This window comes from Bacillus smithii (assembly GCF_001050115.1).
In the GTDB taxonomy this organism is placed as follows: domain Bacteria; phylum Bacillota; class Bacilli; order Bacillales; family DSM-4216; genus Bacillus_O; species Bacillus_O smithii.
In genome coordinates this window covers 2,401,391-2,423,975 of record NZ_CP012024.1, presented here as the reverse complement: position 1 = coordinate 2,423,975, position 22,585 = coordinate 2,401,391, and the positions used below count along the sequence as shown (strand labels likewise).

Sequence of the window (22,585 nt, the reverse complement as noted above, 5' to 3'; positions counted from 1 at the left end):
CAGGAGGGGGATATAGTATGAATTGGACAGGTATTGCATTAATGATTCAAATGTTTTTTGGTGTCGTCATAGGGCTGTATTTTTGGAATTTGTTGAAAAATCAACGCACCCAAAAAATATCCATTGACCGTGAATCAAGAAAGGAAATGGAACAGCTTCGGAAAATGCGGTCGATTTCCTTAACGGAGCCTTTGTCGGAAAGAGTCAGGCCTACTTCTTTTTCTGATATCATCGGACAAGAAGATGGTATAAAAGCTTTAAAGGCAGCGATATGCGGTCCCAATCCTCAACATGTCATTATTTATGGTCCTCCCGGGGTCGGAAAAACAGCGGCGGCCCGTTTGGTGTTGGAAGAAGCGAAAAAAAATCCGAAAACGCCATTTTCTCCATCGGCCGTATTTGTGGAGATGGATGCGACTACTGCCCGGTTTGATGAACGGGGAATAGCTGATCCGCTTATAGGGTCTGTGCATGATCCCATTTATCAAGGAGCCGGAGCCATGGGACAAGCAGGCATTCCCCAACCGAAACAAGGAGCTGTAACCAACGCTCACGGCGGCGTCCTTTTTATAGATGAAATCGGTGAGTTGCATCCTATTCAAATGAATAAATTGTTAAAAGTGTTGGAGGACAGGAAAGTTTTTTTGGAAAGCGCCTATTATAATGAAGAGAATACACAAATTCCTGCCCATATCCATGATATTTTTAAAAATGGCTTGCCTGCGGACTTTCGATTAATCGGAGCGACAACCAGAACGCCTGAGGAAATACCGCCGGCGATTCGTTCTCGCTGTATGGAAGTGTTTTTTCGAGGATTAGAACAAGATGAGATCATCCAAGTAGCCAAAAAAGCTGCAGAAAAGGTCAAAATGAGCATGAGCGACAGTGGATTGAAAATTTTGAGCTCTTATGCACGAAACGGCCGTGAAGCCGTTAACATTGTTCAAATTGCAGCCGGCTTGGCGATAACGGAAGGCAGGAGAGCCATTAAGGATAAGGATATCCAATGGATCGTGCAGTCTAGCCAAATGACGCCCCGTTATGAACAGAAAATTAAAGATCATTCTGCAGTCGGCATTGTGAATGGTTTGGCTGTAATGGGATCGAACAGCGGAGCTTTGTTGGAAATTGAAGTGGCTGTCATCCCGGCAGCCAAAAAAGGGACGCTGACGATTACTGGCATTGTCGAAGAAGAAAGTATAGGCGGCCAAGGAAAATCCATACGGCGAAAAAGCATGGCAAGAGGCTCGATTGAAACTGTACTCACGGTTTTACGATCAATGGGTGTGCCTTGCCATCAATATGACATTCATGTGAATTTTCCAGGCGGAATTCCGGTGGATGGACCGTCCGCAGGAATTGCCATAGCCACCGGTGTTTATTCCGCTATTTACAAGATGCCCGTTTCTCATAAGATTGCTATGACTGGAGAGATCAGCGTCCACGGGACAGTAAAGCCAATTGGAGGCGTTATGCCGAAAATAAGGGCTGCCAAACTGGCGGGTGTCGAGAAAGTGCTTATTCCGAAAGCGAACATGCAGGAAATCATCAAAGAATTCGATGGTATTACGATTATTCCTGTGGAACATATTCGCGAAGTCATTGAACAGGCGATTGAAAAGAAAGCAGATGCAGAAGGAACGATTACGCATTGGCATAATAACCAGGAAATGCTCTGAATTTGTTAGGTCGTTCGTATGGCCTTCTGAAAACGGCTTAGCTTTTGGAATACAATCGAATATCCGTACTATGTGATGATGTAATGGCAGGATCTGTGTTCTTTTTGTTTGAATTTCTATAAATGGAGCGGGGAAGTCTGCTTGCATGAAGAAAGAAACATCCGTTTTCGGCAAGCGATCATAGAAAAGCATCATTCAGTTTCAAGACCTCCAAAGGGTTCCATTGGATTTTTCTGATTCAGCTGCATTTGATTAGAAGAATTCCAAATGGACAGGTGTTTATAAATAAGTTAGAATTGTACAAAGATCATACGAAAGTAACATAGAGATTACGGAGGTGCCAATATGAGTGAACAAACGGTCTATTCCATCCCCCTCCTTCCGTTAAGAGGATTATTGGTTTATCCTACAATGGTTTTGCATTTGGATGTTGGCCGCGAGCGTTCGATTGAAGCGCTGGAGCGTGCCTTGATGGATAATCATTTGATTTTTTTAACGACCCAAAAAGATATGAATATAGATAATCCCTCTGAAGAGGACTTATATAGGATAGGAACGTTGACAAAAGTCAAGCAAATGTTAAAGCTTCCGAACGGAACGATCCGCGTGCTTGTGGAAGGTCTTCGACGGGGCAGAATTAAAGAGTTTTATCATGAAGAAAAGTATTTTCACGTCGTCGTTGAAACCTTTGAAGAAGAAAAAATGAAAGATATCGAAACACAAGCTTTGATGCGAACGCTGCTGGATTCTTTTGAACAGTACATAAAGATGTCGAAAAAAATTACCGCTGAAACGTTCACGACCGTTTCGGACATTGAAGAACCGGGAAGGCTTGCTGATATAATCGCTTCCCATTTGCCGATTAAAATCCATCAAAAACAAGAAATATTGGAAACAGTGGCGATCAAGGAGCGGCTGCAAAAATTAATCGACATTCTCCATAACGAAAAAGAAATATTAAATCTTGAGAAAAAAATTGGACAGCGCGTAAAGCAATCTATGGAACGCACCCAAAAAGAATATTATTTGCGGGAACAAATGAAAGCTATTCAAAAAGAGTTGGGCGACAAAGAAGGGAAAACCGGAGAAGTCGAAGAGCTTACGAAACGAATTGAAGATGCCGGAATGCCTGAACATGTAAAAGAAACAGCCATGAAAGAACTCGGCCGCTATGAAAGCATTCCGACCAGTTCGGCGGAAAGCGCAGTGATCAGAAATTATCTAGAATGGCTGATTACGATTCCTTGGTCCAAAGCAACCAAAGATGACTTAAACATAAAAAAGGCCGAACGTATATTAAACAGGGATCATTACGGCTTAGAAAAAGTAAAAGAACGGGTTTTAGAATACTTAGCTGTCCGAAAACTGACACGATCCGTTAAGGGGCCGATATTATGTCTTGTAGGACCGCCGGGTGTAGGAAAAACAAGTCTCGCTCGTTCCATCGCAGAGTCGCTTAATCGTAAATTTGTCCGCGTCTCCTTAGGCGGTGTACGGGATGAATCTGAAATTCGCGGGCATCGCCGAACTTATGTGGGGGCCATGCCGGGACGAATTATAAGAGGGATGCAAAAAGCGGGGACAATCAATCCGGTATTTCTGCTGGATGAAATTGACAAGATGTCGAGCGATTTTCGCGGCGATCCATCCGCGGCCATGCTCGAAGTACTCGATCCGGAACAAAATCATGCATTCAGCGATCATTTTATTGAAGAACCATATGATTTGTCGAACGTGATGTTTATTGCGACAGCGAATGATTTATCAACGATTCCAGGACCATTGAGAGACCGTATGGAAATTATCAGCATTCCTGGTTATACGGAATTGGAAAAGATTCATATTGCAAAAGACCATCTTCTTCCTAAACAATTGAAAGAAAACGGATTGAAGAAGGGACAGCTGCAAATTCGAAACGATGCCATTCAAGACATTGTTCGCTATTATACAAGAGAAGCGGGTGTTCGCGGACTTGAACGTCAGTTGGCGGCCATATGCCGGAAAACGGCAAAAATGATTGTAGCCGGAGAGAAAAGGCGTGTGATCGTGACAGAAAATAATCTGGAAGAATTTTTAGGGAAAAAGATATTCCGTTATGGATCAGCGGAAAAAGTGGATCAGATTGGCGTAGCCAACGGACTAGCCTACACCCCTGTTGGTGGCGATACACTGCAAATCGAGGTTTCTTTGGCGCCGGGAAAAGGAAAGCTAGTTTTAACAGGAAAACTAGGAGATGTGATGAAAGAGTCGGCCCAAGCTGCTTTTAGCTATGTCCGCTCCAATGCGAAAGAACTGGGCATTGAAGAAGATTTCCATGAAAAATATGATATTCACATACACGTACCGGAAGGCGCCGTTCCAAAAGACGGACCTTCGGCAGGAATTACGATGGCAACTGCTCTTGTTTCTGCATTGACGAATCGCCCCGTTCATAAAGAAGTTGGAATGACGGGAGAAATAACGCTTCGTGGCAGAGTACTCCCGATTGGCGGACTGAAAGAAAAATCGTTGGGAGCTCATAGAGCGGGATTAAAAACGATTATCGTTCCTCAAGAAAACGAAAAAGATTTAGATGATATTCCGACAAGCATTCGGAAAGATTTGCATTTTGTGCTTGTTTCTCAAATGGATGAAGTGCTAAAAACGGCGTTGGCGGGTGATAACCAATGAACGTTCATGAAGCCGAATTAGTGATCAGTGCTGTCAAGCCCGAACAATATCCGAAAGAGGATCTTCCGGAATTTGCGCTTGCGGGTCGTTCAAATGTGGGGAAATCCTCTTTTATTAACAAAATGGTCAATCGCAAAAGTTTAGCCAGAACATCATCCAATCCGGGAAAAACACAAACGCTTAATTTTTATCGAATCGAAAACAAGCTTTATTTTGTGGATGTTCCGGGCTACGGATATGCAAGGGTTTCCAAAAAAGAGAGAGAAGCATGGGGGCAAATGATTGAAACTTATTTGACGACGAGAAAACAATTGAAATTGGTGTTGCTTTTAGTGGATTTGCGCCACCCACCGACAAATGATGATGTAATGATGTACGATTTTTTAAAATACTATGATATCCCATGCATGGTCATTGCCACAAAGGCGGACAAAATTCCAAGAGGAAAATGGCAGAAACATGTGAAGCAGGTCAAACAGACATTGAAATTCGATCCGGCTGATGAAATCATCATTTTTTCTTCGGAGACCGGAGAAGGAAAAGATAAGACTTGGAATCTTCTTGAAGCCTATTTGCGTTAATTCGGAGTCGTTATGAGCGGCGTCTTGCGATTTTAGCATTGCTGCTGTTTCTGTTTAAAGGTTTCAGAATGTCAATAAGGAGGCATGCATTGCCTCCTTATTTTCGTTTTACAAATAATAAGTAAGCTCCTACTAGAATGAGCAGTATTGGCCAAAAATGCCATAAATCTTCTTGCCCGCTCCTCAGCAATCCAAGCCAAGCAATGACATTTTGATAAAAGAGCGACAATAGGGCAAGAATGAAAAATAACATACTGTATAGGAAGCCCTCTTTTGTTTTTTGAGATTGAAGAAAGAAACCGATGGCGATGATCAAAACAAAAATTCCGATCTGATCAGGCCAATTTGGAAACTGACGAACAAGATGAAAATGGATGCCAAAACCTGTCAAAATAACGCCAGGCAGAATAAACTGATAGTCTTGTCCGCCATAAGCTTGAAAAAGAAAAGCCAATCCAACAATTAAGAGAATGGTCGGCCAAGTAAAAAAGCCATCGAATAATAGGATATTGGATTTTTGCAGATAAAAATAAGCTCCAAATCCCATTAAAATGATCCCTGGGAAAAAACGCTGTTGTTTCATTCGTAAATCCATTCCTTTCGAAAAGGTCAATGATTTGATTCTTTCGGGATAGTTTGGTATTGTAAACTTGAAATTAAAAATAAATATAATATGATAATTATTATAAAAATGGATGTCTTTCCATTTAGCCATTTTAAGGGTAAAACTAATATCTATGTTACCATATGTTCATAATTTTTTGATTCAGTAATTTTTGAACATGGTATAATAAAAATAGTATTGATTTTTGGGGGTGTCACTGTCGGCCATGCATATCATAGTAGCAGGACTTCACTATAAAACGGCCCCAGTCGAAATAAGAGAACGGCTTACTTTTGACGCAAATGATCTGGATGAAGCGCTTCGCACGCTGAAAAACAAAAAAAGCATTCTGGAAAGCGTCATTCTTTCTACTTGCAACCGGACGGAGATTTATGCGGTCGTAGATCAAATTCATACTGGACGCTATTATATAAAGGAATTCCTTTCCGAATGGTTTCATATCGAAATGGATGAATTCGCGCCGTTTCTCTTTGTTTATGAAGAAGCGGACGCGGTTGAACATCTTTTTAAAGTAACGTGCGGTTTAGATTCTATGATTGTCGGGGAAACGCAGATTCTCGGACAGGTACGCGATAGTTTTCTGCAAGCACAGCGTTCTGAAGCGACTGGAACGATTTTTAATCAATTATTTAAACAAGCGGTTACATTGGCTAAAAAAGCTCATTCTAAAACAGAAATTGGAGCGAATGCCGTTTCCGTCAGTTATGCCGCCGTGGAACTGGCGAAAAAAATATTTGGAAACTTAAACGGCAAACATGTATTAATTCTCGGTGCGGGAAAGATGGGGGAATTGGCCCTTAAAAATCTGCAAGGAAGCGGAGCGACGAAAGTAACGGTCATCAACCGTACGTTCGAAAAAGCTGCCTCGTTAGCGGAGCGATTTTCGGGGACGGCGAAAGAACTGCGGGAATTGCAATGTGCTCTTTTAGAAGCGGATATCCTCATCAGTTCAACCGGATCAAATGACTTTGTTATTTCAAAGGATATGATGTCCGGAGTCGTTAATTTGAGAAAAGGACGGCCTCTCTTCATGGTCGATATAGCGGTTCCGCGGGATATCGATCCGGAAATTCATGAGCTTGAAAATGTCTTTTTGTATGATATTGATGATTTGGAAGGCATTGTAGAAGCGAATATGGCAGAACGGAAAAAAGCAGCTGAAAAAATCATGATCATGATAGAAGAAGAAATTTCGGAATTTCATGAGTGGCTGAATATGCTTGGTGTGGTGCCTGTTATTGCGGCGCTTCGGAAAAAGGCGCTTGCCATACAAGCAGAAACGATGAAAAGCTTGGATAGAAAGCTACCCGATTTGACCGACCGTGAACGGAAGATTATTAATAAACATACAAAAAGCATTATTAACCAGTTGTTAAAAGATCCAATCCTGCAAGCGAAAGAATTGGCAGGACAAAAGGGCGCAAAAGAGAAATTGGAGTTTTTTACAAAAATCTTTAATATTGAGGAACAAGTGATAGCAGAAAATCAGCAGAAAGCAGAAGACGTAAAAACGGGGGCCATCGTGGCTTCTTCTTATCAAGTGTAAGGGGTTCATTTATGGCTTTTGTACACGGTATGACAAGATTGCATGAACTCATGATTCTATTGTATGCGGTCAGTATTTTGCTCTACTTCATTGATTTTCTTCATCGAAATCGGAAGGCGAATTCGTTCGCCTTCTGGACTTTAGCGATTGTTTGGGTGCTTCAAACAATTTTTTTGTTTCTTTATATGTTCAAGACAGGAAGGTTTCCGGTCCTGACCATTTTTGAAGGGCTTTATTTTTATGCATGGGTGTTGATCACATTTTCATTATTGATCAATCGGTTTTTACGAATGGATTTTTTGGTGTTCTTCACCAATATACTTGGATTTGCCATTATGGCGATTCATACATTTGCGCCTATGCAAATGCAATCGGACGCAATGGCAGAAAGATTAGTCTCTGAGCTTCTGCTGATTCATATTATAATGGCGCTGCTTTCTTACGGGGCTTTTTCGCTGTCCTTTATTTTTTCGTTGTTATATTTGCTGGAGTACCGGCTTTTGAAAGAAAAAAAGTGGAGTCAGTGGTTGTGGCGGATTGGCGATTTGATGAAGCTTGAGCAGCTGTCCTATATATTAAATGCAATTGGCGTGCCAATGCTTCTATTGTCGTTGATTTTAGGGCTGCAATGGAAATTCACAAAACTCCCTAATGTGGAATGGTATGATCCAAAAATTATCAGTTCTTTTATTTTATTGATTGTTTACAGCATGTTCCTTTACTTTAAAGTTCGAAAAAACAAGCAGGGAAAAGCGCTCGCTTTATTCAATACAGCTGCGTTTCTCATTGTACTTATCAACTTCTTTTTAGTCAGCCGCTTATCGGCATTTCATTTTTGGTATATGTGATTGAAGGAGGCCGTTATGAGAAAAATTATCGTAGGGTCGCGTAGAAGCAAATTGGCGCTGACACAAACCAAATGGGTCATTCAACAATTAAAAAGGCTAAATCCTTCCTATGAATTTGAAATAAAAGAGATCGTGACAAAAGGCGATAAGATTCTTGACGTTACCTTATCCAAAGTGGGCGGGAAAGGATTGTTTGTCAAAGAGATCGAGCAGGCCATGCTGAACAAAGAAATTGACATGGCTGTACATAGCATGAAAGATATGCCTGCATATTTGCCGGAAGGGCTTACGATCGGCTGTATTCCTGAACGGGAAGATCACCGTGATGTCTTGATTTCTAAAGACGGGCTCACGCTGGACCAATTGCCGGCTGGGGCGAAAATTGGGACAAGCAGTTTGCGGCGCGGAGCTCAAATCTTGGCGCACAGACCGGATGTGAAAATTCAATGGATCCGCGGAAATATTGACACACGTCTAAAAAAATTGGAAACCGACGACTATGATGCGATTGTTTTGGCCGCTGCCGGCTTGTCGCGCATGGGCTGGACAAAAGATGTCGTGACACAATTTTTAGATCCGGATATTTGCCTCCCGGCTGTTGGACAAGGGGCGCTAGCCGTTGAATGCCGGAAAGACGATGAAGAGCTTTTATCCCTTCTCCAAGGATTAAACAGTACGGATACCGCCCAATCAGTCGCTGCTGAACGAGCTTTTCTTCAAAAAATGGACGGCGGATGCCAAGTGCCGATTGCCGGATACGCTCATGTAAAAGGAGAAGAAGTAGCATTGACTGCACTTGTTGCCTCACCAGATGGGAAAACCGTTTACAAAGAAATGGCGGCAGGAAAAAATCCCGAACAAGTGGGGGAAGAAGTCGCTCGTCGCATGATTCGAATGGGAGCCAAACAGCTGATTGATCAGCTTGCTAGGGAGTGAGCTTTATGGGAGGGAGTCTTCCATTAGCCGGAAAGCAAATTTTGATTACCCGCGGCCAAAAGCAAGCAGCTGGTTTTGCTGCCGAAATTGAACAGCTTGGCGGTACTCCCCATGTTGTACCGTTAATCGCGTTTCAACCTGTTCACGATCAAAGGGAAGAAGAATTTTTGCGAAGGCTCGAGATGTTTGACTGGGTGATTTTCACAAGCAAAAACGGTGTGGATTTCTTTTTTCAAATTCTGTCGGAAAGAGACGTTAACCCGCAAAAAAGCCTATTAGCCAAATTTGCCGTGGTAGGGGCAAAAACAGAACAAGCTTTAAATAAACATGGCTTTCATGCGGATTTTGTTCCCGACCGGTATACGGCAGATGAGTTTGTCCGCTGCATTCAAAACGGACGTTTTCGTGCTGAACGCGCGCTCATACCAAAAGGAAATTTATCCAAAGAATCTATCGCAAGAGCGTTGCGGTCAACTGGTGCGTCTGCGGAAGAATGGATAGTCTATGAAACGATTTTCCCAAAAGAATCGGAAGAGAAGCTCGTTTCATTGTTGAATCACGATATTTTGGATGTCGCATGTTTTACAAGTCCATCGACCGTTCGCCATTTTATGAGAGTAGTAGAAGAGCATCAATTAAAACGACACTTAACACGGATTTTGTTTGCCAGCATTGGTCCGGTCACCAGTAAAGAGCTTAGGCAATACCGTCTTCCTGTGCATATTTGTCCAGGTGAGTATACGATGGATGCCTTGCTGGCAGAAATTTGCGCTTTTTACCAAAAGGAGGAGACATAATATGGAACTGCAATTTAAACGTCATCGCCGTCTTCGTCAATCGTCGAATATGCGTGCTTTAGTGCGTGAAAATTTCGTTCGAAAAGAAGACTTAATTTATCCAATCTTTGCGGTTGAAGGAGTCAATATAAAAAACGAAGTGAAATCGATGCCTGGTGTTTACCAATATTCCATCGATCGTCTAAAAGAAGAAATGGATGAAATTGTGGAATTAGGGATTAAATCGGTGATCGTTTTTGGTGTACCGAAAGAAAAAGACGAAGTGGGATCAGGGGCCTACCATGACCATGGCATCGTTCAGGAAGCGATTCGCTATATTAAAAGCCATTACCCGGACATCGTCGTAGTGGCGGACACTTGTTTATGCGAATACACAAGCCACGGCCATTGCGGCGTTGTAGAAGGCAGTCAAATATTAAATGATCCGTCTCTTGATTTATTGGCCAAAACAGCAATAAGCCAAGCAAAAGCAGGGGCGGACATTATCGCTCCTTCCAATATGATGGATGGATTTGTGGCGGCTATCCGCAAAGGTCTGGATGAATCAGGATTTGAATATGTGCCGATTATGTCTTATGCGGTGAAATATTCCTCCAGTTTCTACGGACCTTTTCGCGATGCTGCCGATTCTACTCCGCAGTTTGGCGACCGCAAAACTTATCAAATGGATCCGGCCAATCGTCGTGAAGCGCTTCGGGAAGCGGAGTCAGATATTGAAGAAGGCGCAGACTTTTTAATTGTGAAGCCTGCGATGTCTTATTTGGATATTGTGAGAGACGTCCGTAACAGCTTTAATGTGCCGATTGTCGCTTATAATGTCAGCGGTGAGTATTCGATGGTCAAAGCGGCCGCTCAAAACGGATGGATCGATGAAAAAGCCATTGTGATGGAAAAATTAACGAGCATGAAACGTGCAGGTGCCGATCTCATCATTACTTATTTTGCAAAAGATGTCTGCCGTTACCTTCAAGAGGATTCTGTTTTGTAATTAAGAAAATGGGGGATAAACATGCGTTCTTACGAAAAGTCCAAACAAGCTTATAAAGATGCCGTTAAACTCATGCCCGGTGGAGTCAACAGTCCGGTCCGTGCTTTTAGATCGGTCAATATGGATCCGATCTTCATGGAGCGGGGAAAAGGCTCCAAAATCTATGACATTGATGGAAATGAATATATTGATTACGTTCTTTCCTGGGGTCCGCTTATTTTAGGACATGCAAACGATCAAGTGATTGAAGCCATTAAGAAAACGGCCGAAAATGGAACGAGCTTTGGTGCGCCTACGATTATGGAAAATAAATTGGCAAAACTCGTTCAAGAACGAGTTCCATCTATAGAGATCGTTCGGATGGTGTCTTCCGGTACGGAAGCCACGATGAGCGCGCTGCGGCTGGCAAGGGGATATACGGGACGAAATAAAATTGTAAAATTTGAAGGATCGTACCATGGACACGGCGATTCTTTGCTGATCAAAGCGGGTTCAGGAGTGGCTACTCTCGGGCTTCCTGACAGTCCGGGAGTGCCTAAAGGAGTAGCTGAAAATACGATTGCTGTCCCGTATAACGATCTGGAAGCTGTTAAGCAAGCTTTTGAAAAATACGGTGAAGACATCGCTTGCGTGATCGTGGAACCGGTGGCAGGGAACATGGGCGTTGTTCCGCCGGTTCCAGGATTTTTGGAAGGGCTGCGGAAAGTGACGAAGGAATACGGATCGCTTTTGATTTTTGATGAAGTGATGACAGGTTTCCGGGTCGATTACCATTGTGCTCAAGGATATTTCGGAATAACACCGGATCTCACTTGTTTAGGAAAAGTCATTGGAGGCGGACTGCCTGTTGGCGCTTTCGGTGGACGAGCGGACATCATGGAGAAAGTAGCACCGAGCGGCCCGATTTACCAAGCCGGAACACTTTCCGGAAATCCTCTTGCGATGACAGCAGGATATGAAACCCTTCGTCAGCTTACTCCTGATCTTTACAAAGAATTTGTCCGTAAAGCAGACCGGCTGGAAGAAGGCATTCACGCAGCGGCTGAAAAATACGAAATCCCGCATACTATCAATCGTGCCGGTTCGATGATTGGTTTGTTCTTTACGAACGAAAAGGTGATCAACTATGAAACAGCGAGAACATCTGATTTAGAGCTGTTCGCCAGCTACTATCGGGAAATGGCCAATGAAGGGATCTTTCTGCCTCCTTCTCAATTTGAAGGAATTTTCCTATCGGCTGCCCATACGGACGAAGACATTGAAAAAACGATTGCTGCTGCTGAAAAAGCGTTCAAAAAGATTAGAGGATAAAGCGCTTGAGCAGAGAGAGCGACAATCAAGCTTTGCTAAATGAACCGCAAAATGGTTCAAATGCTCGTTAAAGGATGCAAGTTAAGATTGTTTCAAATAAAAATTATTATGGGGTGGCCTAAAAGCCCCCTTTTAAAAACAAGAAAACCCGACGAGATGATATCATTCTTGTCGGGTTTGTTTATGTGCGCCCGGCATGTACATGAACTATAGGGTGTAAGTCCCGAACCCCGAAGACAGAAGTAGAGGTTAGCCAAGAGCAAGGGTGTCCGTGGTGACGCGGAATCTGAAGGAAGCTGGAGGCAAAACACCGGTCCGAGGAACACGAACCTCATATAAGGCTAGGTATGATTGAGTGAGTTTGCATAACAAAACAAAGCTCTTTCTGTCGAAGGTCATATCGAGTAAATGAGGCGGATAGATGGTGTGAAAGTGCATGTACTTACCCGGGGAGGTCTGGCGGATATGTGAAGTACTCTTCATAACCTACTTAGTGATAAGTAGCTGAACCGTCAGAAGTCAGCAGAGGTCATAGTATTAGTTGGTCTAGAACAACTAAGAAGGACCGAACAATTAAGAGAGAATAGCCCTTGGTATTCAGTGAGTCATGATGAACACAGAAAACGTAGTACCTCACTTGAGGGAGGAAGCGGTGAATCCCGTGGGAGACCTCTTGGAGGGTGGAGTGACCACTGGCATAAAGAGAACAGCTATTCACGGAAGTTATAAAGACTTGCGTCAATTATCTTAATTGAACCGCCGTATACGGAACCGTACGTACGGTGGTGTGAGAGGACGGGAGTTAATCGCTCCCTCCTACTCGATTTCTAGGAGTTCTTTTTGAAGGAGTCTTGTTTCAGAAAGTGTCTGGGTGATGGCAACCGCCAGAATTCGATGTTCACTTTTACCGGCACTGGCAATGAAAATTTGCGGATCGTCCGCGGAGGGCAAGTGAATTTTGCGATCATCAACGCTGCCTAATACATGAAAAAAGCGGTGTTCCCGGAATATTTTACTGAATTTGGGCAGTTTATTTCCTTCTTTGATAAAAAATCAATTATTACGCAAATAAACATATTCCAGAAAACTTGAGCATAGATTGAAAATAAAGCGAATCTTGAGAGCAGCGGGTCTTTGTTTTAGGGCTGATGAAAAATCGGCTACTGGATGGAAAACTTCGATGACGTACTTGAGCAGAATCAAAGGATACCGGATTTTTGCTGATAGTAAGTTCTTTTATAAAACAGTTTGAACTTGGAAAGGAGGAATCCGTTTGGTACAGAATGATCAATCAAGTTTGCGCTTTTCTTTGGAAGAAACGCTTTGGTTTCGAAAGGGACAGGAAGTAGAGGAATTGATATCCATTTCTTTGGATCCAGAGATTGTAGTTGAAGAACAAGAAAATTTCGTTGTCATTCGAGGGCAGTTAAGGCTGTCGGGTGAATATCTTTCCGTAGAAGAAGCAATCGAAGAGGAAGATCAGTTAACCAATGGGAAGTATGTTCAAGAAGTGAGGGTGGACGACGAAGGAGGGATGGAGTTTTTCCACGGCTTCCCCATTGATATATCGATTCCAAAAAGCAGGGTGCATTCATTGGAAGATATTGAAGTAAGCATTGAAACGTTCGATTATGAAATACCGGAAAAATCTTGCTTAAAGCTGACAGTGGATTTAACGATTGACGGTACAGCCGCAAGACAGACAGATAACGAGACGTTCTCATTGGAAGAAGAAATAGAAGAAGTGGAGGTGTTTCCTCGGGAACGGCATCAAGAAATATTAGAAGAGGAAAAGAACGAACAGGAAAGAATTTACCCGCTTTTTTCGGAACAAGATGCAGAACTAGAGGAAGAAGAAGGAACGTTTTATGCTGAAGCAAAAAGAAAGGAAAAAACAGAAAACTTTCCAGAGGAGGAAGAAGAAGCTTCTATAGGAGAAAGGTTTTCGGAAGAGGAAGAATGGAAAGAACTGAAAAATCAATCAGGAGAGGCGCCACGTAAAGAGCAAGCTGATCGAAAGGAAGGGTATTTCGAAAAAGAACCAGCATTTTTTGATTCGGAAGAAGAAAACATATTCATTGAAAATGCAGCCGAACACAAAGGTGAAACGTCTCATCAAAGTGAAGCGGAGGAAAACGAATCGACGGAAGAAGAGGATTCGAAAGAACAAGAAGAGAAAAAACCTAAACAAAAGATGTTCAAAAAGAAAAAGCATTATGAATCCATATCGCTCAAAGAATTTTTTGCCAGGAAGGATGAAGAGAAGCCTGCAAAATTAAAAGTTTGCATTGTCCAAAATGGTGAAACGATTGACCAAATTGCGGAGCGGTATGAAGTAAGCGTTCAACAAATTATAAAGGAAAATCAGTTAGAAACGACACAAAGTGTCTCCGGAGGGCAAGTTCTGTATATTCCGGAATCCAAAACGGCAAAACATTAGACGTCGAGCAGGTTCATTCCTGCTCGCTTCTTTTAAAGCAGGTGAAGGTATGGAGGATATGCAAGCGATACTTCAAAACTATGGATTATCTCTGACCTTCTATGAGCTTTTTGGGAAAGTGGCGAAGGTCCATACCGATAAAGGAGTGTTCGCCGTCAAAAGAATTCCAGCAAACGAGGGGATGGAATTTATCCGCTCGCTTCAACTTCTGTTTCAAAAAGGCTATCATCGCCTCGTTCCGGTTTATCCGACATTGGATGGACGCTACGGGGTTCTTTATGGCCATCATCTTTATTATTTAATGCCCTGGCTAACCGGCAATGAAAAGGAAGGGAGAAGCCAACGCCATCAGCAAATGTTCCGTGAGCTCGCAAGACTCCACACTTTGTCCACACGGGAAATACCGGTGGATCAGGAGGAAAGAAAGCAGCACTTTGAAAGAATGAAAGCAGAGTGGGAGAAACAGGAAGAATTTTTAGAACAATGGATCACAAGCTGTGAACAAGAAATTTATATGTCGCCTTTTCAACTGTTATCCAGTTTGTACTATATTCAAATTTTGCAAGCTCTTCAATTCTCAAAAGAAAAGTTGGAAGAGTGGTATGAAGCGTCAAAAGAAAATAAAACGGTGCGTACGGTGATCATACACGGAAAACTGTCGCCGGAACATTTTCTTTATAATGAAGACGGACTAGGTTATTTCTCCAACTTTGAACGTTCACAAACGGCCCTTCCGATTCGGGATCTTCTTCCGTTCTTATCCCGGACCCTAAAAACGTATCCAACAAAGCACGACGAATGTTTGGAATGGATTATGACTTATTTTGCCTATTTTCCGTTGAAAGAAGATGAAATGTCGTTATTTCTTAGTTATTTATCTTACCCCGGACAAATTTTATCGACTCTGGAAAAGTATTCGGAAACCGATGTGAATAAGGATGAAAAACAGTTTGTCCGCACTCTTCAACATGACTATTGGCAGCTTCGAAATGTAGAATATATCGTCATGCGGATATTGGAGAATGAACAAGCAAAAAAAGAAAAACAGGGAGGCAATTCTTCATAAAAAATGTAAAGTGGCATGAAACGGTGAGCTTTGCTGCGGTTGTTTGGAAGGAACTTTTTTCGTTTTGTTTCATGTGAGGATGGAAGTCTTTAACAACGGCTCCCCGCTTTTCGTTGGAATGGGCATAGCAGCCTTCTTTTAGAAATGAAGACTCTAAATCCATTCCCAATATAAGGCAATGGCAAGAAGGACAAATATTGAGAGTAAAATAACATCAAAAGTGGTCGGCAAAAAAATCGTCCGAATCGCTTGGAAAATGGTAAAGGGAATGATTAATTGCCGAGCAACTGCTCTTACGACTTGGAGCCATGGCGGCAAGAGGAGAGGATTATACTTTTTTCGCATACTGGACACCTTCCTGAGTAGTGTACTATATCCTATGTCAATCGGGATAATTGGTGAGGAAACAAAAAAAGCCGGCTTAAAGTTCAACACTCTTTCTACGAGCACTTATGATTCTTGTTAGAACCGATATGCTCCCTGTTGCAGAAAGATTGAACTTTTATGCCAGCTTTTTGTTTTATTTGGTTATAGACTGTTCTGAATTCGTCCCCCAATGTTTTTCCGTACTTACTACAGGATGAGTGGAGAAGCGATCAAATTCTTTTTCTGTTTTGGATATGACAACCGTTGCAACTGCATTTCCAATGATATTCGTAATGGCGCGCGCTTCTGACATAAATCGATCGACGCCGATTAACAATGCGATTCCTTCAACGGGTATCATCGGAAAAGCTGAAAGCGTCGCTGCGAGCGTAATAAAACCAGAGCCAGTCACCCCAGCTGCTCCTTTTGAGGTCAACATCAAAAGAGCAAGCAGCATAATTTGATGTCCGATGGTTAAATGAACCCCGTAAGCCTGGGCAATAAACATCGCTGCCATCGATAGATAGATGGCTGTTCCATCCAAATTAAAGGAGTAGCCGGTTGGAACGACAAGACCCACAACGGATTTAGAACAACCGAAATTTTCTAATTTTTTCATTAAAGTCGGTAAAGCGGATTCAGAAGAAGACGTACCTAAAACGAGCAGTAGTTCTTCTTTAATATAAGCGATAAATTTTAAAATATTAAATTTAAACAATTTGGCAATCAATCCGAGAATAATAAAAACAAATAGGAACATAGTTAAGTAGATGGAACCCATCAGTTTTCCGAGGTTGACAAGGGATCCAACTCCGAATTGTCCGATGGTGTAGGCCATGGCTCCAAATGCAGCAATCGGAGAAAATTTCATAATCATATTGACAATTTTAAAGAAAATATCTGTTAATTGTTCAAACAATTTGATGACAGGTGATACTTTTTTTCCCAAGGACGCTGCTGCGAGTCCAAATAAGACAGCAAAAAATAAAATAGGAAGTAAATCGCCTTTAGCCAACGCTCCTACAACGCTGTCCGGAATGATGCTGGAAATAAAATCAATAAAACCGTGCCCTGTTTCTTTTGCTTGTGATACATACTGGGAAATATCTTCGTGTTTAGCACCGGATAAATCAAAGCCTTTGCCTGGTTGGACGATATTGACGACGATCATGCCGATCGCTAATGCTATAGTGCTGACGACTTCAAAATAAATAAGGGCCTTTCCGCCGATCCGTCCGACTTTTTTCATATCTCCCATGCCGCCGATTCCTGTGACAACGGTTAAGAAGATAATAGGCGCTATCAACATTTTAATTAATTTAATGAACCAATCAGCTAAAATTTTTAGCTTTGATGCAAATTCTGGAAATAGGATGCCGACAATGATTCCTAATAAAATTCCAATAATAACCCTTACGGTTAAATTATTGAAGTTGATCCTCACTTTGGTGTTCCCCCTTTTCGTGATCGCTTTCAAAATCTATTATATAACAGGTTTAAATCTTCGTCATTACTATATAATAATATTTTTTGCAAATTTTTATCGAAACGAAATATTCGAAAAATAGTTTAAACTTCTCAACTTCCGTTTTAATTTTTATATCGAAAAAGACAACAGCATTGTCTAAAAAACAGGAAAAATGGCGATAATCATTGACGAACTGGTGGCAAATTCGCTAATATAATGGTTGAAACAGAAGGAACGCTGTTATTGCGACAACGAAAAAAGATAAAAGCTGAATGATAATATAGTATCGATTAATGGCTTGGAAAGGGAGGAGTACGGTGATCACCGCTCTTTTAGAGAGGGAATCCATGGCTGAAAGATTCCTGAGCGGATTCATCGGAAGGTCGCCCTCGAGCTGCTTCTGTGAAACGATTTAGTAGCCGAAGCCGGGAAAACCCGTTATCCGAAAGAGTGCCGGATTTCGATCCGGAAAAAAGGTGGTACCACGAAGACAACTCCTTTCGTCCTTTTGGCGATGGGAGTTTTTTATTTTGAATTGAAAAGGAGGAAACGCTGTGGAGAATCACGATGTGAAGATGCCGCCAAAGTATGACCCGCGCGCTGTAGAAGCGGGAAGATACGAATGGTGGGTAAACGGTAAATTTTTTGAAGCAAAAGATGATCCAGAAAAACAACCTTATACGATTGTGATCCCGCCGCCCAATGTGACCGGAAAGCTTCATTTGGGGCATGCTTGGGATACTACTTTGCAAGACATTTTAACGCGTATGAAACGCATGCAAGGTTACGATGTCCTTTGGCTTCCGGGCATGGACCATGCAGGAATTGCTACGCAGGCAAAAGTGGAGCAAAAACTTCGGGAAGAAGGAAAGTCCCGCTACGATCTAGGCCGGGAAAAGTTTTTAGAGGAAGTTTGGAAATGGAAAAAAGAGTATGCCGATTTTATTCGTAAACAATGGGCTAAACTCGGCCTTGGCCTGGACTATAGCCGTGAACGTTTTACTCTCGATGAAGGACTTTCAAAAGCGGTTAGAAAAGTGTTCGTTTCTCTTTACCGCAAAGGGCTCATTTATCGCGGAGAGTACATCATCAACTGGGACCCGGTGACGAAAACAGCTTTGTCCGATATTGAAGTCGTCTATAAAGAAGTAAAAGGCGCTTTCTACCATATGAAATATCCGCTCAAAGACGGTTCTGGCTATATTGAAGTGGCGACTACCCGTCCGGAAACGATGCTGGGTGATACGGCGGTAGCTGTTCATCCGGATGATGAACGGTATAAGCATCTTATTGGCAAAACGGTGATTTTGCCGATCGTTGGCCGGGAAATCCCGATTATCGGCGATGAATATGTCGATATGGAATTTGGCTCCGGAGCCGTAAAAATTACGCCGGCGCACGATCCGAATGACTTTGAAGTGGGCAACCGCCATAATTTGGAACGGATATTAGTCATGAACGAAGACGGCACCATGAATGAGAATGCCCTTCAATATCAAGGAATGGACCGTTTTGAATGCCGTAAGCAGATTGTTAAAGATCTAAAGGAACAAGGTGTTCTTTTCAAAATTGAAGAACACATGCATTCAGTTGGGCATTCTGAACGAAGCGGCGCAGTTGTTGAACCATTTTTATCAACACAATGGTTCGTGAAAATGGAACCGTTGGCTAAAGCGGCTATTGAATGGCAAAAAGGGAAAGACAAAGTTCACTTTGTACCCGAACGATTTGAAAAAACGTACTTGCATTGGATGGAAAACATCCGCGATTGGTGCATTTCCCGTCAGCTATGGTGGGGCCATCGAATTCCGGCTTGGTATCATAAAGAAACCGGTGAAATTTACGTTGATATGGAACCGCCTAAAGATATTGAGAATTGGGAGCAGGATCCGGACGTTCTTGATACATGGTTCAGCTCGGCGCTTTGGCCATTTTCCACTATGGGTTGGCCGGATACAGAAGCATCGGATTACAAACGCTATTATCCGACTGATGCTCTTGTCACTGGGTATGATATCATTTTCTTCTGGGTCTCAAGAATGATTTTTCAAGGATTGGAATTTACTAGGAAACGGCCGTTTAAGGACGTTCTTATTCATGGACTTGTCCGTGATGCGGAAGGCCGAAAAATGAGCAAATCGCTTGGAAACGGGGTAGACCCGATGGATGTCATCGATCAATACGGGGCTGATTCACTCCGCTATTTCCTTGCAACGGGAAGTTCTCCGGGACAAGATTTGCGTTTCAGTATTGAAAAAATTGAGTCTGTCTGGAATTTTGCCAATAAAATTTGGAACGCTTCCCGGTTTGCCATGATGAATATGAACGGGCTCACGTATGAAGAAATTGATTTAACCGGAGAGAAATCAGTGGCGGACAAATGGATTTTAACCCGCTTGAATGAAACCATCGAGCTTGTGACAAATCTTGCTGAACGCTATGAATTCGGGGAAGTCGGCCGGGTATTATATAATTTTATTTGGGATGACTTCTGCGATTGGTATATCGAAATGGCCAAATTGCCTCTTTATGGCGATGATGAAGTGTCCAAGAAAACGACTCGTTCCGTTTTAGCGTACGTATTGGATCAAACGATGCGGTTGCTGCATCCGTTCATGCCGTTTATTACCGAGGAAATATGGCAAAATCTTCCTCATAAGGGAGAGTCGATTACCGTTGCGAGCTGGCCGGTCGTTCGTCCGGAACTTTCTGATCCGGAAGCCGCTGATGAAATGAAGCTTCTGGTGGAAATCATTCGTTCTGTCCGCAATATTCGGGCGGAAGTGAATACGCCTCTTAGCAAGTCGATTAAAATGGTGGTACAAGCAAAAGATGAACATATTTTGTCCGTTCTGGAAAAAAACCGTGTGTATCTTGAACGTTTTTGCAATCCAGAAACGTTGACGATTGCAACGGACATAGAGGCTCCGGAAAAAGCGATGACGGCGGTTGTAACGGGAGCGGAAATTTTCTTGCCGCTTGAAGGCTTAATCAACTTGGAAGAAGAGATTGCCCGATTGAAAAAAGAATGGGAAAAATGGAATAAAGAAGTGGAAAGAGTACAGAAAAAACTCAGCAATGAAAACTTCGTGAAAAAGGCGCCTCAAAAAGTGGTTGAGGAAGAGCGTCAAAAAGAAAAAGACTATCTCGAAAAACGAAAAGCTGTCGAAGAAAGAATTAACGAATTACAAAATTTATAATAGCCAGCAGAATGTGCTTTCCGTAAAAGAAAAAGGACTGGAAAATGAGGAGGAATGGATTTGCTTCTGCAAAGCCATTATTCCCCCTTCCTTCCAGTCTTTTTTTGTATTCTTTTTTGAAATCGTTTTTCTCAAGTAGTATTGTAATAAAGGGGGGATTGAAAAATGATTCATACATACGAAGAAGCGTTAGAATGGATTCATGGACGATTGAAGCTTGGAATAAAACCGGGTTTAAAGAGAATGGAATGGATGATGGAGAAGCTTGATCATCCGGAGCGCCGCTTGAAAGCCGTACATGTCGGAGGGACAAATGGCAAAGGGTCAACGGTTGAAATGATCCGCTCCATTTTGCAAGAAGCGGGCTATCATGTCGGAACTTTTACTTCCCCGTATATCGAACAATTTAACGAACGAATCAGCGTGAACGGCAAACCCATTAGCAATGAAGAGATTGTCCAGCTGACCAATGTGATTAAACCATTGGCGGAAGAACTGGAAAATACAGAATGGGGTGGTCCATCAGAATTTGAAGTCATTACGGCGATGGCTATTTATTATTTTGCCAAAATCCGCCCGGTTCCTCTAGTCATTTTTGAGGTGGGTATGGGAGGACGATTTGATTCCACCAACGTGATTATTCCGATATTGACGGTGATTACGAATATTGGAATGGACCATATGGAGTATTTGGGGGATACTGTTGAAAAAATTGCATTTGAAAAGGCAGGAATCATTAAAAACGGAATCCCTGTGATCACGGCGGTCCATCAAGAGGATGCTCTTGCTGTCATTCAAAATAAAAGCAAAAAAGGCCGTTCCAGCCTTTATCGATTGGGGAAAGAGTTCTCGGTCGAACATGTTGCTTCTGTTCCGGAGGGTGAAAAGATCAACCTCTCATCCGTTTTAGGAAGCTGGGAAGATTTAATTGTCGGATTAAAAGGAGTCCATCAAGTCGAAAATGCTGCTCTTGCATTAATGGCGGCTTCCTACTTGAAAACGTTCTTTTCTTTCTTAATTGAAGAGGAGCATATTCGCGACGGATTAAAAAATGCGTTTTGGCCAGGAAGAATGGAAGTTTTGTCCGAGAAGCCTTTAGTCATGATGGACGGCGCTCATAATCCTGACGGGATCAAGGCGCTTACCGAAACGATAAGGCAGCGTTATTCGGAATATAAACTCACGATTCTTTTTGCGGCGCTGAAAACGAAAAAAATAGACGACATGGTGCGATCGCTTGAAGAAATCGCGGATGAACTTGTTTTTGCCACATTTGATTTTCCGAAAGCAGCCGGACCAGAAGAATTTTCAGGCTGCAACGGAACGTATATTGGAGAAGGGTGGCCGTCTTTCTTGAAGGAAAAAACAGCCTCTCTTCAAGGAAACGAAATGCTCATGATTACAGGCTCGCTGTATTTTCTTTCAGAAGTGAAAAAAGCATTCCAAAAAAACAAATAAAGTGACACTTCCATTCATGGAACATGAATGGTTAGTGGAACCAATCGGGCATTAGGGGCAGTTGTCCTCCAATTGGAGCTCTATTAGTCCTATATGTTCTGGAGAGGAAGGAACTTACTGCCCCTTCATGCGGGATAAAGTGACACTTCCATTCATGGAACATGAATGGTTAGTGGAACCAATCGGCATCAGGGACAGTTAGCTTTATTGAGAAGAGGTCTTACTGCCCTTTGCAGGAAAAACGATCAGGAAGACTCGTAGCGGGTCTTCTTTTTTTGCTCGAAATAGTTTTCTTGTTGTTGAATCAAAATTGTTATTCTCATATAAAAATCGACTGTCCGGGCGAAGGAGAAACTATTTTTTGATAGCTTTTTTATCCAACGATTATTCTACCATTCGACACGTATTTTCTTGATTAAAGATTTGTCGTCATAACGAGTCAATAAATCCATTTTGATGATAGCAAGGGAATCTACATATGCGGCCTTCCCGTGATGCAACAACTACCCTTCAAAATAACGTTTATAAGTCAATGGCGATGCCATAACTTAGAGACTTCATCAACTATACATAAGAAAAAATTTTTGCTTGCTATTGAAATAAAGT

General features: G+C 42.3%; 16 protein-coding genes and 1 other annotated feature. Of the genes, 13 read left to right on the top strand and 3 right to left on the bottom strand.

Features of this window, described 5'->3' with window-relative positions; genetic code table 11:
* Positions 1–17: 17 nt before the first annotated feature.
* The 3 genes from lonB to yihA all read left to right on the top strand — a co-directional run bounded on the left by lonB (position 18) and on the right by yihA (position 4,930).
* A complete protein-coding gene (lonB, locus tag BSM4216_RS11370; RefSeq protein ID WP_048623783.1) occupies positions 18–1,679 on the top strand; it encodes an ATP-dependent protease LonB in 1,662 nt (553 codons plus the stop codon).
* Between the two features lie 345 nt (positions 1,680–2,024).
* Positions 2,025–4,349 (top strand): endopeptidase La, encoded by a 2,325-nt coding sequence (gene lon / locus BSM4216_RS11365; protein ID WP_048623782.1) that lies wholly within the window; start codon positions 2,025–2,027, stop codon positions 4,347–4,349.
* A complete protein-coding gene (yihA, locus tag BSM4216_RS11360) occupies positions 4,346–4,930 on the top strand; it encodes a ribosome biogenesis GTP-binding protein YihA/YsxC (protein WP_003355547.1) in 585 nt (194 codons plus the stop codon). The genes lon and yihA overlap by 4 nt, the downstream gene beginning before the upstream one ends.
* A 97-nt stretch (positions 4,931–5,027) precedes the next feature.
* Here the strand turns inward: yihA and BSM4216_RS11355 are convergent, their stop codons facing one another.
* Positions 5,028–5,513: a LiaI-LiaF-like domain-containing protein gene (locus BSM4216_RS11355; protein WP_003355546.1), complete on the bottom strand. Its 486-nt coding sequence runs from the start codon at positions 5,511–5,513 to the stop codon at positions 5,028–5,030.
* A gap of 247 nt (positions 5,514–5,760) precedes the next feature.
* Between BSM4216_RS11355 and hemA the strand changes: the two genes are divergently transcribed.
* The 8 genes from hemA to ysxE all read left to right on the top strand — a co-directional run bounded on the left by hemA (position 5,761) and on the right by ysxE (position 15,487).
* Positions 5,761–7,101 (top strand): glutamyl-tRNA reductase, encoded by a 1,341-nt coding sequence (hemA, locus tag BSM4216_RS11350; RefSeq protein ID WP_048623781.1) that lies wholly within the window; start codon positions 5,761–5,763, stop codon positions 7,099–7,101.
* An 11-nt stretch (positions 7,102–7,112) separates the two neighbouring features.
* Positions 7,113–7,949: a cytochrome c biogenesis protein CcsA gene (gene ccsA, locus BSM4216_RS11345; protein WP_048623780.1), complete on the top strand. Its 837-nt coding sequence runs from the start codon at positions 7,113–7,115 to the stop codon at positions 7,947–7,949.
* A 15-nt stretch (positions 7,950–7,964) separates the two neighbouring features.
* On the top strand, positions 7,965–8,885 hold the full coding sequence (gene hemC, locus BSM4216_RS11340) for a hydroxymethylbilane synthase (RefSeq protein ID WP_003355543.1): 921 nt from the start codon (positions 7,965–7,967) through the stop codon (positions 8,883–8,885).
* Between the two features lie 5 nt (positions 8,886–8,890).
* Positions 8,891–9,682, top strand: coding sequence for a uroporphyrinogen-III synthase (locus BSM4216_RS11335; protein WP_048623779.1), 792 nt, complete (start codon positions 8,891–8,893; stop codon positions 9,680–9,682).
* Between the two features lies 1 nt (position 9,683).
* The gene (gene hemB / locus BSM4216_RS11330) at positions 9,684–10,670 is read left to right on the top strand and encodes a porphobilinogen synthase (protein ID WP_003355541.1); all 987 of its coding nucleotides are present in this window, start codon (positions 9,684–9,686) and stop codon (positions 10,668–10,670) included.
* A 21-nt stretch (positions 10,671–10,691) separates the two neighbouring features.
* On the top strand, positions 10,692–11,981 hold the full coding sequence (gene hemL, locus BSM4216_RS11325; protein ID WP_048623778.1) for a glutamate-1-semialdehyde 2,1-aminomutase: 1,290 nt from the start codon (positions 10,692–10,694) through the stop codon (positions 11,979–11,981).
* Positions 11,982–13,254: 1,273 nt separating this feature from the next.
* A complete protein-coding gene (locus BSM4216_RS11320) occupies positions 13,255–14,421 on the top strand; it encodes a LysM peptidoglycan-binding domain-containing protein (protein WP_048623777.1) in 1,167 nt (388 codons plus the stop codon).
* 49 nt (positions 14,422–14,470) lie between these two features.
* Positions 14,471–15,487 carry a spore coat protein YsxE gene (gene ysxE, locus BSM4216_RS11315; protein WP_048623776.1) on the top strand — a complete coding sequence of 339 codons (1,017 nt, stop codon included), beginning with the start codon at positions 14,471–14,473 and terminating at the stop codon, positions 15,485–15,487.
* A gap of 153 nt (positions 15,488–15,640) precedes the next feature.
* Here ysxE and BSM4216_RS11310 read toward each other — a convergent pair whose 3' ends face one another.
* Together BSM4216_RS11310 and BSM4216_RS11305 are read right to left on the bottom strand one after the other, a co-directional pair.
* Positions 15,641–15,832 (bottom strand): hypothetical protein, encoded by a 192-nt coding sequence (locus BSM4216_RS11310; RefSeq protein WP_040341825.1) that lies wholly within the window; start codon positions 15,830–15,832, stop codon positions 15,641–15,643.
* Positions 15,833–16,007: 175 nt separating this feature from the next.
* Entirely contained in the window at positions 16,008–17,297 is a 1,290-nt protein-coding gene (locus BSM4216_RS11305; RefSeq protein ID WP_048623775.1) for a dicarboxylate/amino acid:cation symporter, read from the bottom strand.
* A 314-nt stretch (positions 17,298–17,611) separates the two neighbouring features.
* Positions 17,612–17,832 (top strand) — a binding site (T-box leader).
* A 64-nt stretch (positions 17,833–17,896) separates the two neighbouring features.
* Between BSM4216_RS11305 and BSM4216_RS11300 the strand changes: the two genes are divergently transcribed.
* Together BSM4216_RS11300 and BSM4216_RS11295 are read left to right on the top strand one after the other, a co-directional pair.
* Entirely contained in the window at positions 17,897–20,521 is a 2,625-nt protein-coding gene (locus BSM4216_RS11300; protein ID WP_371836637.1) for a valine--tRNA ligase, read from the top strand.
* A gap of 165 nt (positions 20,522–20,686) precedes the next feature.
* Entirely contained in the window at positions 20,687–21,979 is a 1,293-nt protein-coding gene (locus BSM4216_RS11295) for a bifunctional folylpolyglutamate synthase/dihydrofolate synthase (RefSeq protein WP_048623773.1), read from the top strand.
* The last annotated feature ends 606 nt before the right edge of the window (positions 21,980–22,585 follow it).

What these genes read in the sequence shown, in the direction of transcription:
- hemB (WP_003355541.1), top strand. Translation starts at nt 9,684, where the DNA reads ATGGAACTGCAATTTAAACGTCATCGCCGTCTTCGTCAATCGTCGAAT.
- hemC (WP_003355543.1), top strand. Translation starts at nt 7,965, where the DNA reads ATGAGAAAAATTATCGTAGGGTCGCGTAGAAGCAAATTGGCGCTGACA.
- hemA (WP_048623781.1), top strand. Translation starts at nt 5,761, where the DNA reads ATGCATATCATAGTAGCAGGACTTCACTATAAAACGGCCCCAGTCGAA.
- BSM4216_RS11295 (WP_048623773.1), top strand. Translation starts at nt 20,687, where the DNA reads ATGATTCATACATACGAAGAAGCGTTAGAATGGATTCATGGACGATTG.
- BSM4216_RS11335 (WP_048623779.1), top strand. Translation starts at nt 8,891, where the DNA reads ATGGGAGGGAGTCTTCCATTAGCCGGAAAGCAAATTTTGATTACCCGC.
- hemL (WP_048623778.1), top strand. Translation starts at nt 10,692, where the DNA reads ATGCGTTCTTACGAAAAGTCCAAACAAGCTTATAAAGATGCCGTTAAA.
- lonB (WP_048623783.1), top strand. Translation starts at nt 18, where the DNA reads ATGAATTGGACAGGTATTGCATTAATGATTCAAATGTTTTTTGGTGTC.
- BSM4216_RS11310 (WP_040341825.1), bottom strand. Translation starts at nt 15,832, where the DNA reads ATGCGAAAAAAGTATAATCCTCTCCTCTTGCCGCCATGGCTCCAAGTC.
- lon (WP_048623782.1), top strand. Translation starts at nt 2,025, where the DNA reads ATGAGTGAACAAACGGTCTATTCCATCCCCCTCCTTCCGTTAAGAGGA.
- BSM4216_RS11355 (WP_003355546.1), bottom strand. Translation starts at nt 5,513, where the DNA reads ATGAAACAACAGCGTTTTTTCCCAGGGATCATTTTAATGGGATTTGGA.
- ysxE (WP_048623776.1), top strand. Translation starts at nt 14,471, where the DNA reads ATGGAGGATATGCAAGCGATACTTCAAAACTATGGATTATCTCTGACC.
- ccsA (WP_048623780.1), top strand. Translation starts at nt 7,113, where the DNA reads ATGGCTTTTGTACACGGTATGACAAGATTGCATGAACTCATGATTCTA.
- yihA (WP_003355547.1), top strand. Translation starts at nt 4,346, where the DNA reads ATGAACGTTCATGAAGCCGAATTAGTGATCAGTGCTGTCAAGCCCGAA.
- BSM4216_RS11300 (WP_371836637.1), top strand. Translation starts at nt 17,897, where the DNA reads ATGCCGCCAAAGTATGACCCGCGCGCTGTAGAAGCGGGAAGATACGAA.